This is a genomic window from Mesorhizobium sp. M3A.F.Ca.ET.080.04.2.1 (assembly GCF_003952525.1).
Classification (GTDB): Bacteria; Pseudomonadota; Alphaproteobacteria; order Rhizobiales; family Rhizobiaceae; genus Mesorhizobium.
In genome coordinates this window covers 1639547-1655035 of sequence record NZ_CP034451.1, presented here as the reverse complement: position 1 = coordinate 1655035, position 15489 = coordinate 1639547, and the positions used below count along the sequence as shown (strand labels likewise).

Sequence of the window (15489 nt, the reverse complement as noted above, 5' to 3'; positions counted from 1 at the left end):
CGCAGAGACGGCCTCATGCCGGCTCCTCAAGCTCAAGCCGCCGCCTTCACCGACGGCGGCGACTTCTTCAGCGGGATGCGCACCGATACGATGGTACCGGCGCCTTCGGTCGAGCGGATCTTCAGCGCGCCGCCCTGCAACTCTGCGAGCGAGCGCGAGATGGCGAGGCCGAGGCCGGAGCCGGTGTGGTTCTTGGAGAACTGGTTCTGCACCTGCTCGAAGGGGCGGCCGAGCTTGCCCAGTGCGGCCTTCGGAATGCCGCAGCCATTGTCTTCGATGGTGAGTACCAGCGCCCCCGACGCATTGCGCGCGCGGACCGTGATGCGGCCGCCCTGGCCGGTGAACTTTACCGCGTTGGACAGAAGGTTGATGGCGATCTGCTTGATCGCGCGGCGGTCGGCATAGAGCCGCATGGAGTCGGCGATGCGCGTATCCACCGTGATTGCCTTTTCCGCCGCCTGCAGCGAGATGACCCGCACAGTCTCCTTGATCAGCGGGCAGAGGTCGATCTCCTCGCGGTCCAGCGAGAACTGGCCGGCCTCGATCTTGGACATGTCGAGTATGTCGTTGATGACACCGAGCAGGTATTTGCCGCTGCCGTTGATGTCGCTGGCATATTCCTCGTAGCGCGGCGAGCCGAGCGGCCCGAAGAGACGCTGCTCCATCAGCTCGGAAAAGCCGATGATGGCGTTGAGCGGGGTGCGCAGCTCGTGCGACATGTTGGCAAGGAATTCGGACTTCGCCCGGTTGGCGGCCTCGGCGCGCTCGGTCTCCTTCATGTATTTGCGGTTGAGCTCGACCAGCTCCTTGGCGCGCTCCTCCTCGGCCCGGCGGGCGAGGCTGAGATCGTGGATCGTCGCCATCAGGCGGCGTTCGCTGTCGACCAGCTTTTCCTGATGCAGCTTGATCTGCGTGATGTCGGAGCCGACCGACACGATGCCGCCATCCCTTGTCCTGAGCTCGTTGACCTGCAGCCAGCGCCCGTCGGATAGCTGGCGCTCGAGAGTCACGCCGCCATGCGGGCCGTTGGCATTGGCCAGCCGGCGCTCGGAGGCAAAGGCGAGCATGCGCTCCTCCAGCACGGCGCGGGCGGCGCCCGGCAGGACGTCACGATCCGACAGACCGTTGTCCTGTTGGAACTTGGAGTTGCACATGATCAGCCGCTCGGCCGCATCCCACAGCACGAAGGACTCGTTGATGTTCTCGATCGCCGTCCTCAGCCTCATGTCGGCCGCCTCCGATCGCAGCGCCAGATGGCGCTGCTCGGTGACGTCCACGGCAATGCCGATCAGCTGGATCTCCGGCGCCTCAGGGTCGATCACTTGCGCCCGCGCGCGCATCCACACCCACTGGCCGTCGGCATGGCGCATGCGGAACACCTGGTCGATATGGTCGATCTCGCGTTCGACGATGCGGTTGGCGAGCTCGAACAGATCGCCGTCTTCCGGGTGGATGATCTCGTCGACCTCGCCGAAGGACAGCATGGAGTCACAGGGCTCGTAGCCAAGCATGTCGTACATCGAGCGCGACCAGTACATCTTGCCGCGCACCATGTCCCAGTCCCACAGCCCGCAACGGCCGCGTACCAGCGCCATGTCGATGCGTTGATGCGCCTCGAGATAGATGCGGTCGGCGGCCTGGGCGCGCGCCGCCTGGCCGAAATAGGCATAGAGGATGATGATCAGCACGCCGGCCGTCAGCACGAACAGCGCGACGTTGAGCGACACCGTCTTGCGCCAACTGTCGAAGACGGCCTCCTTCGGCACCAGCACCGCCGCGGCGTTCTTGCGGCTGCCGGAGAGGCTCACCGCCGCGAACCAGTCCTGACCGCCAATGCTGACATTCATGACGCCGGCACGGTTGCCGAACATGAACAGCGGCTGCCCGCCGAGCACGAGGCTGTCGAGCGAGCGCCCCTGCCAGCCTGTCGACAGGGGCGACACGGCGATGATCTTGAAGGCGTCGTCGGTGATGGCCAGCACATGGCTGCGGCCCATGGCGCCCTGGCGGCTGGTGCTTTCGAGGAGATCCATGGCCGTGGCGGCGGCGGCGCTCGGGTCGGCGGTGATCGCATGGGCCATCTGGTCCGCAGCCAAGGCCAGCACCGCCTTGGCGTTGCGCGCAACGTCGTCGCGCTCGTTCATCAGCGACAGGACGCGAAGCGCCGCGATGACGACGAGGAAGATGATGATCAGTGCCGGGATCAGGCGGCGCAGCAACGGCTCGGCCGCCAGCAGCCGCTGGTAGGCCGGTTCGGCGATGAGACGCGTGTTGCCGGCCAGCCCATCGCGCCTCGCCTCGCGACGCGCAAAAACCTTCCCGCCGGGCGCGCCCCACGCGTCCGTCTTGGCCATAAATGGCACTCCCCGATTTGCCGCATACTTGACGATCCGGCTACGCCGCACGTCCGAATCGTCATTAAAGAATCAAAGGTGATTCGCCTTGTCCAGAGGCGCGGCCAAAAAAGATTAAAAGTTGATTGAAATTGCGACTTTTCCTTCTCGCCTGGTGGGAGAAGGTGCCCGAGCAAAGCTCGGCGGATGAGGGGTTCCAGGAAACACCGACGCCTCATTCCGTCCAACACCCCTCACGGTCTCGGCGCTGCGCGCCGATCCACCTTCTCCCACAAAGGGCCCACAACGGGAGAAGGAGAGGGCGCTACGCCAGCGTCCGCTCCACGATGTCCCGCAAGTCGGCCGACAGGTTCTCGGCCTTCGCCATCGTCAGCAGCGCCTGCCGCGCCTGGTCCTGCCGTCCGGGCTCCAGCGAGCGCCAGGACCGCAGCGCCGTCGCCAGCCTTGCGGCCACTTGCGGATTGCGTTTCTCGACCTCGAGCACGATCTCGGCGAAGAGCCGATAGCCTTCGCCGTCGGCGCGGTGGAAGCCGGTCTGGTTGGCGCTGGAGAAGGTGCCTATCAGCGCGCGCACCCGGTTCGGATTGGCGATCGAGAAAGCCGGATGCTGCATCAGCATGCGCACCTTGTTGACTGTCTCTGCGCCAGGCACGCCGGCCTGGATCTGGAACCATTTGTCGAGCACCAGCGCATCGCCGCGATACTTGGTTTCGAAGCTCGCCAGCGCTTCCTGCGCTTGCGGCGAGCCGGCATGGCGATGCGCCAGAACGGTGAGCGCCGCGGCGCGGTCGGTCATATTGGTTGCCGTGCCGAAATGGGCGGCGGCAAGCGCCGCGCCCTCGGGCAGCAGCGAAAGATAATCGAGCAGGATGTTGCGCAACGCCCTGCGGCCCGCGCTCGCCGCGTCGGGGCTGAACGGTCCGTCGTCGGCGAGGCTACCGTAGAGCGCGGAGAAGGTCTCGCGGTTTGCCTTGCCGATGGTGCGGGCCAGCGCCTCTCGAGCGACGAAGATCGCGTCGGGATCGATTCCCTTGCCGATGTCGCGGGCAATGTCGGCCTCACCGGGAAGCGACAGCGCCAGCGCGCGATAGGCAGACTCCAAGGTCTCGTCGCCGGCGATCCTGCCGGCAAGTTCGGCGAGCCGCGCCGCGAATGCCGGCTCCTTGCCGCCCAGCACCTGGCGGAAGGCCGCGATCAGGGCGTCGGTGAGCAGCGTGTTGAACGCCTGCCAGCGCGAGAAGGCGTCGCTGTCATGGGCGGCGAGGAAGAACTGGTCGTCCGGCTTCTGCTGCACCGAGAGCGTGATCGGCGCCGAGAAGCCGCGGTTGAGCGATAGAGACGGCCGTTCCACCACGCCCGAGAAGCGCAAGGTATGCCGCCGCTTGCGGACATGGATGATACCGTCCTCGACGACCGCACCGTCGGCGCCTTGCCAGGCGACGGGCTTGCCGCCAGCGCCGACAAGGCCGAAGGCGAGCGGGATATGCATCAGCCGCTTGCGGCTCTCCGATGGTGTCGGCGGCACCGACTGTTCGATCTCCAGCGTGAACGCCTTGGCGCTGGCGTCATAGGAGGAACTCACCGTCAGGTTCGGTGTACCGGCCTGATGGTACCAGAGCGCGAATTGCGCGAGGTCGCGGCCGGAAACGTCCTCGAACACTTTGAGGAAATCCTCGATCGTCGCCGCTTCGCCGTCATGACGCTCGAAATAGAGATCCATGCCGGCGCGGAAGGCCTCAGGCCCGAGAATGGTGCGGATCATGCGCACCACCTCTGAGCCTTTCTCGTAGACCGTCGCCGTGTAGAAGTTGTTGATCTCGCGGTAGCGGCGCGGCCTGACAGGATGCGCCAGCGGCCCCTGATCTTCGGGGAATTGATGCGCGCGCAGCGTGCGCACCTCGGCGATGCGCTTGACCGCCCGGGAGCGCTGGTCAGCCGAGAATTCGTGGTCGCGGTAGACGGTCAAGCCCTCCTTCAGGCAGAGCTGGAACCAGTCGCGGCAAGTGATTCTGTTGCCAGTCCAATTATGGAAATACTCATGCGCGATGATCGCCTCGATATTGGCGAAGTCGGCGTCCGTCGCGGTCTCCTCATCGGCCAGCACATATTTGTCATTGAAGATGTTGAGACCCTTGTTCTCCATCGCGCCCATGTTGAAGTCGGAGACGGCGACGATGTTGAAGACGTCGAGGTCGTACTCGCGGCCGAAGACTTCCTCGTCCCATCTCATCGAGCGCTTCAGCGCGTCCATCGCGTATCCTGCCAGCCGCTCCTTGCCGGGTTCGACATAGATGCCGAGCTCGACCTTGCGACCCGACAGCGTTGTGAAGCTGTCCTCCACTTTGCCGAGCGCGCCGGCCACCAGCGCGAAGAGATAGCAGGGTTTCGGAAAGGGGTCGTGCCAGACAGCGTAATGCCGGCCTCCGTCAAGCGCACCGCTTTCGACCGGATTGCCGTTGGAGAGCAGCAGCGGCGCCTCGTTCTGCGGGGCCTCGATGCGCACCGTGTAGACGGAGAGGATGTCGGGCCGGTCGAGGAAGTAGGTGATGCGCCGAAAACCCTCGGCCTCGCATTGCGTGCAATAGACGTTGTTGGAGCGATAGAGGCCCATCAGCGCTTCGTTGCGCGCCGGCGCCATCTCGGTCTCGAGCCGAAGCTCGAAGCGTTGTGCCGCGGGCGGCTTCGCAATCGTCAATTGGTCTGGCGTCGACGCATAGTCCGAAGGTGCAAGAGCACGCCCGTCGATGGCTAGGCCGAGCAGCGTCAGCCCGTCGCCGTCGAGCACCAGCGGCGCGGCGGCCGCGACGCCTGCGCGCCGCTCGATGGTCAGCATGGCAGTGACGCGGGTCGCATCCGGAGACAGGCGGAAATCGAGAGTGGTCCGCGGAATGAGGTAATCGCTGGGGCGATAGTCTTCGAGCCTGAAGACATGGCCGGTATCAGTGCGCATTCCGGTGCTTTTCCTGTCGATTTTCGGGCGGACAGCGGGCGTTGCTGGTCCAAGAATTTCAGCGTGGGCGCTCTTTACACGAAACGGTCACTCGACAAAACTGCGCCGGGGTCTATTTCTGGGCTTCGTTTTCCGACCATCGTCACGAGGCAGGATGACCGTCGATCACGCCGGCAATCACAGCACGCTGCGAGGCATCGCGCTGAAGATCGTCTCGGTGGCGGTGTTCGTCGGCATGCAAACCTGCATCAAGTCGGCCGGCGACGTGCCCGCCGGGCAAATCGTGTTCTTCCGCTCCTTCTTCGCCATCTTCCCGATCATCGCCTTCCTGGCGCTCAGGGGACATTTGGCCACCGCATTCGCCACGAAACGGCCTTTCAACCACATCGCGCGCGGCCTCGTCGGCGTCGGCGCCATGGGGCTTGGCTTCTTCGCGCTCACCAGGCTGCCGCTGCCGGAGGCGATCACGCTGAACTATGCCCAGCCGCTACTGGTGGTCGTGTTCTCCTCCGTCTTCCTCGGCGAGGCCATCCGCGTCTATCGCTGGAGCGCTGTCGCCGTCGGCCTTGTCGGCGTGCTCATCATCTCCTGGCCTGAACTGACGCTGCTGGGCTCCGACACAGCGCTCGACGACCAGGAAGTGCTGGGCGTGATGGCGGCATTGATCGCTGCCGCGATCTCGGCCGTCGCCATGCTTCTGGTGCGCAACCTCGTGCAGACCGAGAAGACGGCGACCATCGTGCTGTGGTTCTCGTCGACCGCAAGTGTGCTCTCGTTGCTCACCATTCCGCTCGGCTGGCAGGTGCTGACCCCTGTTCAGGCAGCGCTGCTTGTCATGGCGGGTTTCTGCGGCGGGCTCGGCCAGATCCTGATGACTGCCGCCTACCGCCATGCCGAGGCTTCCGTCGTGGCGCCGTTCGAATACACGTCGATGATTCTGGGCGTCGTCGTCGGCTATTTCGTCTTCGGCGACGTGACATCGCTGAACACCCTGATCGGCGGCGCGATCGTGGTCGCCGCCGGCATTTTCATCATCTGGCGCGAGCGGCAGCTCGGGCTGGAACGCACGCGCACGAGAAGAGCCACGCCGCCGCAGGGTTAAACCTAGGAGCTTACGGCCGCGCGCTCGTTCGTCAGCCGCACCAGACCGCCCGCGCCTGCTCGTCGGCCGGAAAGAACTGGCTCATGCGCTGGCGCGTGCGCCATCCCCACGAGGGGGGAGATCAGCTAATCGCCAGCCCCCGCAGCTTCGCCTTCACCTCGAGGAAGTCCCGCCAGGCGAGCTTCTTGTGCGCCGGCGTCCTCAGCAGATAGGCCGGGTGCAGCGTGGGCATGGCGGGAATGGCAATGCCGGAGGCGGTTGTATGAACGCGCCAGTTGCCGCGCAGGCGCAGGATGCCGTCCGTGGTGTTGAGCAGCGTCTTTGCCGAAGGTCCGCCGAGATTGACCAGCACCTTTGGATTGACCAGTTCGATCTGCCTTTCGATGAACGGTCGGCAGATCTCGGTCTCGTGCGGTGTCGGTGTGCGGTTGCCCGGCGGCCGCCAGGGAATGACGTTGGCGATGTAGGCGGAGTTGCGGTCGAGGCCGATCGCAGCCAGCATGCGGTCGAGCAACCGGCCGGACCGGCCGACGAAGGGCAAACCTTCGAGATCCTCGTCGCGGCCCGGCGCCTCGCCGACCAGCATCAGGTCGGCGTTCGGATTGCCGTCCGCGAAAACCAGGTTCTTGGCGGTGAACTTGAGGTTGCAGCCGTCGAAAGCCGCCATGTGCCGGCGCAACTCGTCGAGGCTCGAAGCATCCGCCGCCAGCTGTCTTGCGAGCAGCACCTGCCCTTCGTCGGGCACGGCGGCAGTGGCGGCCAGGGGACGAGCAGGCGCATCCGGCACCCGGCTCGCGTCGAGCCTGGCTGGCGGCGCCGGCTGCGCCGGCGGCCGGCCCGCGTCGGGGGCCGCATCGGACACCTGTGTTGCCTGGGACCTGCTTTCCCGGACGGGCGCGGTTGGAGCCGGTGCCCGCTCGGCCTGCTTCGGCCGCGCCTCCGCGAACCGGTTGATGGGCGCGTCTTCCAGCGCCTCGTCGGCGCCGGCGCTGGCGTAGAAGGCGAGCAGTTCGGCTATGTCGATCGGATTGCTGGGGGAGGCGGCAGTCATGGGCGCCACCATCGTCCGCGCCGCGCCGATTTGCAACCTCGTCGACACTCTACCCGGTCGGTATGCGGGGGTCCTGCACCAGATAGAACGTCCAGCGAGGCGTGTAGTCGGTGACCAGGAATTCGAAGCTCGCCGTCTTCAGCGGATCGACCTTGCCGTTCTTGAACAGGAGCCGGTCGTAGGGTTCGAACTGGCGGTCGAAATCGGCGAAGTTGCTTGAAACGATATTGTCGGGCCGCTTGTTGCGCTGGTCGAACGAAAGCCCGTCGCCGAACACGCTCGGCTGATCCAGTATCTCCTGCAGTTCGAACTGGAACTCGACCCAGGCCTGGGCGCTGTTGTTCAGCACCTCGATGCGCATGTACATCACCCCATTGGCGAAGTCGCCCGCCCTGCCGAAGGCCTCGATCGGCCTCGTCGCGCGGATGGTCAGCGTGACAGGCGTCGCCGAGTTCAATTCCTCGGTGATGACCAGGGGGTCGTCCTTGGTGCCGGTGCCCGAAGCGCCGGTGATGCGGAAGCCGCCAAGCTCGTCGGAAAAGGAGTAGGCGCCGGTCGCCCATACTTTCTGCTGATCGGCCTGTGCCGGGGCAATCGATAAGAGAAGCGGAAGAACCGCGCGGCAAACCACGCTGGGCGTGAAGAGAAAGCGCTTCGATGAAAAGCCGGATGGCTCGGGAGTGCGCATGAGACCAAGTATTGCCGATAAGCAAGCCGCCGAACAATTAAAAACGTCCGCCAGGCAGTTCCCCTTGCAACCGAACCGGCATGACCGATGCTTTTCCTTGCGGTCCGCGAAAGGCCTCCGGCGGGCGAGTCCGCGACTTTTTGTCGAAATCGGCATTGTCACATCAGCGCCGGTTTCGCGTCGCGAATTGATGCGCTATGCAGCACAGGAGCCAGCAAGATGCCCGGCAAAGGCAAGCCAGTGAGGGGTCGATGAGCGATATCGAACGCGAGAGCATGGAATTCGACGTGGTGATCGTCGGCGCCGGTCCCGCCGGCCTTGCCGCCGCGATCCGCCTGAAGCAGGTCAACCCCGAGCTTTCCGTCGTCGTGCTGGAGAAGGGCGGCGAGGTCGGCGCCCACATCCTGTCCGGCGCCGTCGTCGATCCGATCGGCATCGACCGCCTGCTGCCGGGCTGGCGCGAGGAGGAAGGCCATCCCTTCAAGACGCCGGTGACCGACGATCATTTCCTGGTGCTCGGTCCCGCCGGCTCCTTCCGCCTGCCCAACTTTCTGATGCCGCCACTGATGAACAATCACGGCAACTACATCGTCTCGCTCGGCAATGTCTGCCGCTGGCTGGCGGCCAAGGCGGAGGCGCTCGGCGTCGAGATCTATCCGGGATTTGCCGCGGCGAGCCTGGTCTACAACGACGCCGGTGCGGTGACCGGCGTCATCACCGGCGACATGGGCGTCGATAAGGACGGCACGCATGGTCCGGCCTATGCGCCGGGCATGGCGCTGATGGGCAAATATGTGCTGATCGGCGAAGGCGCGCGCGGCTCTTTAGCCAAGCAGCTGATCGCGAAATACAAGCTTGCCGACGGCCGCGAGCCGGCCAAGTTCGGCATCGGCCTCAAGGAACTGTGGCAGGTCAAGCCTGAGAACCACAAGCCGGGTCTGGTGCAGCATTCCTTCGGCTGGCCGCTCGACATGAAGACCGGCGGCGGCTCCTTCCTCTACCATCTCGAAGACAACCAGGTGGCCGTCGGCTTCGTTGTCCACCTGAATTACAAGAACCCCTATCTCTCGCCCTTCGAGGAGTTCCAGCGCTTCAAGACGCATCCGGCGATCAAAGGCACCTTCGAAGGCGCCAAGCGGATCGGCTACGGCGCGCGCGCCATCACCGAGGGCGGCTGGCAGTCGGTGCCGAAGCTTTCTTTCCCGGGCGGCGTCCTGATGGGCTGTGCCGCCGGCTTCGTCAACGTGCCGCGCATCAAGGGCTCCCACAATGCGGTGCTCTCCGGCATGCTGGCCGCCGAGCATGTCGCCGAAGCGATTGCCGCCGGCCGCGCCAATGACGAGCTCGCCGCCTATGAAGCAGCCTGGCGCGGCAGCGATATCGGCAAGGACTTGAAGAAGGTGCGCAACGTCAAGCCGCTGTGGTCGCGCTTCGGCACCATCGTCGGTGTCGGTCTTGGTGGGCTGGACATGTGGCTGAACACGCTGTTCGGCTTCTCGCCCTTCGGCACGCTGAAGCATGGCAAGGCGGATTCCGCGACGCTCGAGCCTGCCTCGAAGCACAGCAGGATCGTCTATCCGAAGGCGGATGGGATCTTGACCTTCGACCGGCTGTCCTCGGTGTTCCTGTCCAACACCAACCATGAGGAAAACGAGCCCGTGCACCTCATCGTCGGCGACATGGGCCTGCAGCAGCGCTCCGAACACGATGTGTTTGCCGGTCCCTCGACCCGCTACTGCCCGGCCGGCGTCTACGAATGGGTGGACAAGGACGGCAACGCCGCCGCCGATCCGTCCGCCAAGGACGTTCGCTTCGTCATCAACGCGCAGAACTGCGTGCACTGCAAGACCTGCGACATCAAGGATCCGAACCAGAACATCAACTGGGTGCCGCCGCAGGGCGGCGAAGGCCCGGTCTACCAAGGCATGTAGCTGCGCGCCGGGGCGGACCGTCTCGACAGCCGCCCAATGGGAAGCCGGCGAAGGCGCGTTAAAGCGTTGAAATGGGCAGCGGGCTGTGGTTCCCTTCTCCAGATGGAGAAGCGGCCATGCGCGTGGTAATTTTCGCAATTCTGGTTGCGATCGGCGCGCTATGCGGCAGCGCCGCCGTCGCCACGGCCGACACCAAGCTGCTGATCAAGACGCGAACATACAACATCACCGGCGCAACCGGTGCTGCTCTCGTTGAGGCGATGGATCGCAACGGTCCCAAGCACGGCTTCATGACGCGCGCCATTGCGGATACGAGCTATACGGTGAGATGGCACCTCAGCACGAGCCGGACCGATGGCGTCTGTCGTCTGCGGCAGGTCGACGGCGTGCTCGACCTGACCTACACCTATCCGCGTCTGGCATCGCCGGCCGCTCGCGCGCTCGAGCGCCGCTGGAAGCGGTTCTTCGCCGGCGTTCGCGCGCATGAGGAGACGCATGGCCGCATAGCCAGGCGCATGATGGCGGCCACCGCCAGATCGATCCGGAACCTCGAACGGGCCGATAATTGGTTCTGCACCGGCACGCGTCGTGAAGCGCGGCGCCGGATCAATTCCTTCTATGCCGAATATGAGGCGAAGCAGAACGCCTTCGACGCACGCGAGCACCGTGACGGCGGCCATGTCGAGCACCTGGTTGATGCTCTGATCAAGCCTTAACGCTGCAACGCAGAGACTCGATGCAGACTGGAGACCCGCGGTTTCGCGAGCTCGCTACGGAGCGAGCGCCGCAAGCGCGGTTTTGTGCGCGTCCTCGCGCTGCTCGTCGTCCGGGCGCAGCGAGAACTCTACCAGTACCGGCAGATGGTCCGAGCCGGCACCTTCCAGCCGCGTCGACGAGTGGATCGTCACCCGGCCCTTGCTGAACACCTGGTCGATGGGCAGGCCGGTGAAACGGCGCAGGAAGTCGGGCAGTTTTCTGTGAATCCAGGTCGGTCCGGCAGACGGCATGATGGTCAGCCCGCCGATCGCGGCGACGCGCCTTACCGCCGCGCTCCAGGGCGCGGCGTTGCAGTCGCCGGCCATGATCGCGGTCTCGCCGAGAGCGGCAAGCGGTGCCGACAATTCACCGATCTGCCAATACTGCTCGCGGGGCCAGGGCCAACTGAGATGGATCGCGGCGACGTCGACGGCGGTGCCGCCGAAATCGATGGTGGCCGTCGCCATCGCGCCGCGCGGCTCGCAATGCGGCGCGCTGCCGACCGCGAACGGCCGCCGCGAGAGCAGCGCGACGCCGAAGATGCCGTTCGGATAGGCGCAAAGGATGCGATAGGGATAGGCGCTGGCGATGTAGCCGAGTTGCGTCGCCCACATGCCCGACACCTCGTCGAGCGTGATCACGTCGGGATTGGTGCGGCCGATCAGCGACAGCACCTTCTTGGGCGTCGGATTGTCGAAGCGCAAGTTCATCTGCAGCAGGCGATAGACGATCCGGTCGCTCGGCTTGGCGACAGCCTGCTGCGGCCACAGCCTGGGCAGCGCGTTCGTTGTCGTGGCGAAAGAGGCAATGGCGAAGAGCAGCACTGCCGCCGCCTGCAGCCGGTACGACCCGGCCAGCAGCGACAACGCAAGCACCGCGCTCAAGACGCTCAGATGAATGCGGAAATGCGAGAAGGAATCGAACGCCGGGTGCAGCGTGCCGAAGAACCCGGCCAGCAGCGCGGCCGAGAGGGCCATCATTGCCAGGAACAGAACCCCAGCCGTCATGTTCGAGCGCGCGCCGCCTGTTGCCATCGAATTCGTGGTCTGTCGAATGCCGCTGGCATTTGTTCGGCCTGCTTATCGGCCAAATTGCGGCCCCAACAAGACCGCGAGGTCCTGTCGAGCTTTCCTACTGGAAAGCGGTCTCAGAAAAACTTCTGAGCTTGCGCGAGTGCAGCCGGTCCATCGGCATCTCGGCCAGTTTCTCCATCGCCCTGATGCCGATGGTGAGATGCTGCGCCACCTGCCGCTTGTAGAATTCGCTCGCCATGCCCGGCAGCTTCAACTCGCCATGCAGCGGCTTGTCCGAGACGCAAAGCAACGTGCCGTAGGGCACGCGGAAGCGAAAGCCGTTGGCGGCGATCGTTGCCGATTCCATGTCGAGCGCGATCGCACGCGACTGCGACAGGCGCTGCACCGGCCCGCGCTGGTCGCGCAGTTCCCAATTGCGGTTGTCGATGGTGGCGACGGTGCCGGTGCGCATGATGCGCTTGAGATCGTAGCCGGAAAGGCCCGTGACTTCGGCGACCGCCTCCTGCAGCGCCACCTGGATTTCTGCCAGCGGCGGGATCGGCACCCAGACCGGCAGGTCGTCGTCGAGCACATGGTCCTCGCGCACATAGGCATGGGCCAGCACATAGTCGCCCAGTGCCTGCGTGTTACGCAGGCCGGCGCAATGGCCGAGCATCACCCAGGCGTGCGGGCGAAGCACGGCGATATGGTCGGTGATGGTCTTGGCATTGGAAGGGCCGACGCCGATATTGACCATGCTGATGCCGCCATGGCCGGGCTTCTTCAAATGATAGGCTGGCATCTGCGGCAGCCGCGGAGGCGGCGTGCCTTCGCTCGGCATGCCGGCGCCCGCCTTGGTCACCACATTGCCCGGCTCGATGAATTCGCTGTAGCCGCCACCGCCCTTCTCCATCAGTTCGCGGGCGCGTGCGAGGAATTCGTCGATGTAGAATTGGTAGTTGGTGAACAGGACGAAGTTCTGGAAGTGCTGCGGGCTGGTCGCCGTGTAGTGGGACATGCGATGCAGCGAATAGTCGATGCGCTGCGCCGTGAACGGCGCCAGCGGCCTTGGTTCGCCGAACGCCACCTCGAAGGTGCCGTTGGCGATCTGGTCGTCGGTGCCGTCGAGATCCGGCACGTCGAACAGGTCGCGGATCGGCCGCTTGATGCGCTCGGCCGCGGTGCCGTCGACATAGGTGCCTTCGAGGAAGGCGAAATGCAGCGGGATCGGCGTGGTCGATTCCGAGACGGTCACCGGCACGCCGTGATTGCGCATGATCAGGCGAAGCTGTTCGATGAGATAGTTTTCGAACAGCTGCGGCTGGGTGATCGTGGTGGCGAAATGTCCGGGCGTCGGCATGTGGCCATAGGCCTGGCGTGAGTCGATCTGGGTGAACGAGCTGGTAGTGACGCCGATCTGCGGATAGAAGGCGCGGTAGCGCCTGCTCTCGTCGCCGCCTGCGGCAAGCGCTGCGAAGGACTCGCGCAGGAACTTGGTGTTGCGGTCATAAAGCGCCTGCAGCGCCGCTACGGCCTTTTTGGCGTCGTGGAAATCCTGCCTGCCGAAGGGCTCAGGCATCACGACCGATTCGATGGCTTGGGGATAGATTCGCTTTTCCATGGCCCAATATAGGGATTTGGCGAAGCGCTTGGGAGGGGGAGGCCGTCGCGAAGCTCGGCCATGGCCCATTTTTCTTCGGTCAGGGCTATGCGCGCTGCAGGCTGACCAGCAGCACGAAGCCGACGCCCGCTTTCCTTGGCGACGGCGCTTCGATCGTCGAGCCGGTGTCGGCGCGCATCATCGGCACCGCCAGCACCGGGGCGGCAAGCAGCATCAGGATGAGCGCCGCCCGCGGCAGGAGCCCGAGGGTGGTCATGGCGCTGGCAGCGATGCGGTTCATGGTCGTTGTTTCCCGTTTGAGGGTTGGTCGGTTCAGCGGTTGAAATGGTTCATGCAGCCCAGCCGGCAGGAAGCTGCAGCCTCAAAGGAGCGTGCCGGCCGGTCTGCCTGCGCGACGAGGACGGCGAAGAGCATGCCGAACAGGCTCATCAATAGGCAGACGATGGTGAAGCGGCGCGCAAGCATTGGGTCTCTCTCCTTCAATGGAGAAGAGATTGCCCGAATGCCGCTGAACCTGTTCTGAGACCGGCATTCATCTGCCGTTCAAAATTCGCTGACGCTGCCGGGTGCACTTTGCCGGCGGCAGCGCCCGTTGTTCCCTGGCCGCCAGCGAGCCGGGCAAAAAGAACGGGGCCGCCAGGGCCCCGTTCCAAGATCATCGCTTGCGAGTCGATTAAAGCTTGGTCCAGGTCTGGGTCTTGCAGATCAGGCCGCCAAGCACGCAGCCGCTCATCTTGAGCGAGGTGCCGGAGATCGTCGCCTTGCCGGAATAGGTCTTGTCGGTTTCCGGATCGGTTATGGTGCCGGTATACTTGTTGTCGCCGGCTGCCTTGAAGGAGCCGATGGTCTTGCCGGCATATTTGCCGGACTTCAGTGTGATGGAAAACGCGCCGCTGCCGGCGATCGCCGCCGTCGAGCCGGATTGCGTCTTCCAGTTGCCCTCGATCGGATCGGCCCATGCGGCGCCAGCCATGATCAAGGTGGCCCCCAGGGCCAGGCTCAGTTTTCGAAACATCGTGTGTCCTCCCGGTAGATTCGAGCGGGGCAAGTCCGCCTCTGCCCTTTACGCAAACGTCAACCTAGTGCAGCTCTCGCCGAAACGAAAGCGGTGCCCTCACGGAAGCTTGCAGCATTTTGCGGCGAAAAATGAACCAGTGGCGATCGCGGCTTCGATTTTCGTGGTTAGTGAAGTCTTGATTCCGGGAGCCGAAATTTTCGTCGATTTTTGCCGGAACAGGCCGAATTGCGCGCTTCCTATGCTTAACGATTTCCCGTGTTTACCTCTTGTTTTAGCTTTGTTTTCTTCGAATTAAGCACGCCATTTAACGACGGATTCAAGGCCAGGCTTCATCCTCGAAAGCATCGAAAGAGCGGCCCGCCCCACCCGACAAGGGGGACCGAACAAGGCAGCTCTCGGGAGCCAGACAGGGGATTGAAATGGCACGTTTTGAGATGTTGGAAGACGGCTTCGGCGCCATGGGGGCAACCGCCCAGGCCGATATTCTTTTCGAACTGGGCATGATGTATGCCACCGGCCGCGACTGCGAGACCGACGTCGTCGCCGCCCACAAATGGTTCAACATCGCTGCCATCAAGGGCTCCCTCCGCGCCGCCGAGTTGCGTTCGGAACTGTCGGCCACCATGTCGAAGACCGACATCGCCAAGGCGCTGCGCGAAGCACGCGAATGGATGACGATGCACTGAGGCAAGCAGGACGGGAACACTTCGGGCAAGACCGCGGCAAGACGGTCGCCCACAGGAGAAGACCGCGGCAAGACGGTCGCCCACAGGACAAGGCCGCGGCAAGACGGTCGCCCACAGGACAAGGCCGCGGCAAGACGGCCCGGACGAACGGACGACAGGGAAGTAGGCGGGTTTCGGGAGCGGGGGTGTTTGGAAACGCTCGATTGGCAAAAGCCGCGACCGGCCGGGACAAGGCCGGCGCGGCTTTTGGCATTTCACGGCCTGCCAGGTGGTCACTGCCGGACATCGGCCTATATCAACCTGGCGGGTCCGCCGCTCT

13 protein-coding genes are annotated in these 15489 nt (G+C 64.4%); 4 read left to right on the top strand and 9 right to left on the bottom strand.

The genetic code is table 11. The annotated features are described in order from the left end of the window. Nucleotides 1–32 precede the first annotated feature (32 nt). On the bottom strand, nt 33–2354 hold the full coding sequence (locus tag EJ074_RS08165) for a PAS domain-containing sensor histidine kinase (RefSeq protein WP_129552950.1): 2322 nt from the start codon (nt 2352–2354) through the stop codon (nt 33–35). Nucleotides 2355–2658: 304 nt separating this feature from the next. Beyond that, nucleotides 2659–5304 (bottom strand): aminopeptidase N, encoded by a 2646-nt coding sequence (gene pepN / locus EJ074_RS08160; RefSeq protein WP_129552949.1) that lies wholly within the window; start codon nt 5302–5304, stop codon nt 2659–2661. A 154-nt stretch (nt 5305–5458) separates the two neighbouring features. On the opposite strand from pepN, the gene EJ074_RS08155 reads away from it, so the two are divergent. Continuing rightward, nucleotides 5459–6406, top strand: a complete 948-nt coding sequence (locus EJ074_RS08155; protein WP_129552948.1) for a DMT family transporter — start codon at nt 5459–5461, stop codon at nt 6404–6406. Nucleotides 6407–6527: 121 nt separating this feature from the next. Here EJ074_RS08155 and EJ074_RS08150 read toward each other — a convergent pair whose 3' ends face one another. Beyond that, entirely contained in the window at nt 6528–7457 is a 930-nt protein-coding gene (locus EJ074_RS08150; RefSeq protein WP_165349885.1) for a uracil-DNA glycosylase, read from the bottom strand. 49 nt (nt 7458–7506) lie between these two features. Further along, entirely contained in the window at nt 7507–8145 is a 639-nt protein-coding gene (locus EJ074_RS08145; protein WP_129552947.1) for a hypothetical protein, read from the bottom strand. Nucleotides 8146–8396: 251 nt separating this feature from the next. On the opposite strand from EJ074_RS08145, the gene EJ074_RS08140 reads away from it, so the two are divergent. After that, a complete protein-coding gene (locus EJ074_RS08140; protein WP_129552946.1) occupies nt 8397–10076 on the top strand; it encodes an electron transfer flavoprotein-ubiquinone oxidoreductase in 1680 nt (559 codons plus the stop codon). Between the two features lie 116 nt (nt 10077–10192). Then, nucleotides 10193–10792, top strand: coding sequence for a DUF922 domain-containing protein (locus EJ074_RS08135; protein WP_129552945.1), 600 nt, complete (start codon nt 10193–10195; stop codon nt 10790–10792). Nucleotides 10793–10846: 54 nt separating this feature from the next. Here the strand turns inward: EJ074_RS08135 and EJ074_RS08130 are convergent, their stop codons facing one another. The 5 genes from EJ074_RS08130 to EJ074_RS08115 form a co-directional block, all read right to left on the bottom strand. Continuing rightward, nucleotides 10847–11839, bottom strand: coding sequence for an endonuclease/exonuclease/phosphatase family protein (locus tag EJ074_RS08130; protein ID WP_129552944.1), 993 nt, complete (start codon nt 11837–11839; stop codon nt 10847–10849). A gap of 124 nt (nt 11840–11963) precedes the next feature. Continuing rightward, complete coding sequence (locus tag EJ074_RS08125) at nt 11964–13424, bottom strand: AMP nucleosidase (protein ID WP_245454806.1); 1461 nt, start codon at nt 13422–13424, stop codon at nt 11964–11966. Between the two features lie 127 nt (nt 13425–13551). After that, nucleotides 13552–13746: a hypothetical protein gene (locus tag EJ074_RS08120; RefSeq protein WP_129552942.1), complete on the bottom strand. Its 195-nt coding sequence runs from the start codon at nt 13744–13746 to the stop codon at nt 13552–13554. Nucleotides 13747–13778: 32 nt separating this feature from the next. Beyond that, complete coding sequence (locus EJ074_RS29645) at nt 13779–13931, bottom strand: hypothetical protein (protein ID WP_165349884.1); 153 nt, start codon at nt 13929–13931, stop codon at nt 13779–13781. 208 nt (nt 13932–14139) lie between these two features. Further along, entirely contained in the window at nt 14140–14481 is a 342-nt protein-coding gene (locus EJ074_RS08115; protein WP_129552941.1) for a DUF2147 domain-containing protein, read from the bottom strand. A gap of 422 nt (nt 14482–14903) precedes the next feature. Between EJ074_RS08115 and EJ074_RS08110 the strand changes: the two genes are divergently transcribed. Continuing rightward, nucleotides 14904–15170: a sel1 repeat family protein gene (locus EJ074_RS08110; RefSeq protein ID WP_095805695.1), complete on the top strand. Its 267-nt coding sequence runs from the start codon at nt 14904–14906 to the stop codon at nt 15168–15170. Nucleotides 15171–15489: the final 319 nt, after the last annotated feature.

What these genes read in the sequence shown, in the direction of transcription:
- EJ074_RS08165 (WP_129552950.1), bottom strand. Translation starts at nt 2,354, where the DNA reads ATGGCCAAGACGGACGCGTGGGGCGCGCCCGGCGGGAAGGTTTTTGCG.
- pepN (WP_129552949.1), bottom strand. Translation starts at nt 5,304, where the DNA reads ATGCGCACTGATACCGGCCATGTCTTCAGGCTCGAAGACTATCGCCCC.
- EJ074_RS08155 (WP_129552948.1), top strand. Translation starts at nt 5,459, where the DNA reads ATGACCGTCGATCACGCCGGCAATCACAGCACGCTGCGAGGCATCGCG.
- EJ074_RS08150 (WP_165349885.1), bottom strand. Translation starts at nt 7,457, where the DNA reads ATGACTGCCGCCTCCCCCAGCAATCCGATCGACATAGCCGAACTGCTC.
- EJ074_RS08145 (WP_129552947.1), bottom strand. Translation starts at nt 8,145, where the DNA reads ATGCGCACTCCCGAGCCATCCGGCTTTTCATCGAAGCGCTTTCTCTTC.
- EJ074_RS08140 (WP_129552946.1), top strand. Translation starts at nt 8,397, where the DNA reads ATGAGCGATATCGAACGCGAGAGCATGGAATTCGACGTGGTGATCGTC.
- EJ074_RS08135 (WP_129552945.1), top strand. Translation starts at nt 10,193, where the DNA reads ATGCGCGTGGTAATTTTCGCAATTCTGGTTGCGATCGGCGCGCTATGC.
- EJ074_RS08130 (WP_129552944.1), bottom strand. Translation starts at nt 11,839, where the DNA reads ATGACGGCTGGGGTTCTGTTCCTGGCAATGATGGCCCTCTCGGCCGCG.
- EJ074_RS08125 (WP_245454806.1), bottom strand. Translation starts at nt 13,424, where the DNA reads ATGCCTGAGCCCTTCGGCAGGCAGGATTTCCACGACGCCAAAAAGGCC.
- EJ074_RS08120 (WP_129552942.1), bottom strand. Translation starts at nt 13,746, where the DNA reads ATGAACCGCATCGCTGCCAGCGCCATGACCACCCTCGGGCTCCTGCCG.
- EJ074_RS29645 (WP_165349884.1), bottom strand. Translation starts at nt 13,931, where the DNA reads ATGCTTGCGCGCCGCTTCACCATCGTCTGCCTATTGATGAGCCTGTTC.
- EJ074_RS08115 (WP_129552941.1), bottom strand. Translation starts at nt 14,481, where the DNA reads ATGTTTCGAAAACTGAGCCTGGCCCTGGGGGCCACCTTGATCATGGCT.
- EJ074_RS08110 (WP_095805695.1), top strand. Translation starts at nt 14,904, where the DNA reads ATGGCACGTTTTGAGATGTTGGAAGACGGCTTCGGCGCCATGGGGGCA.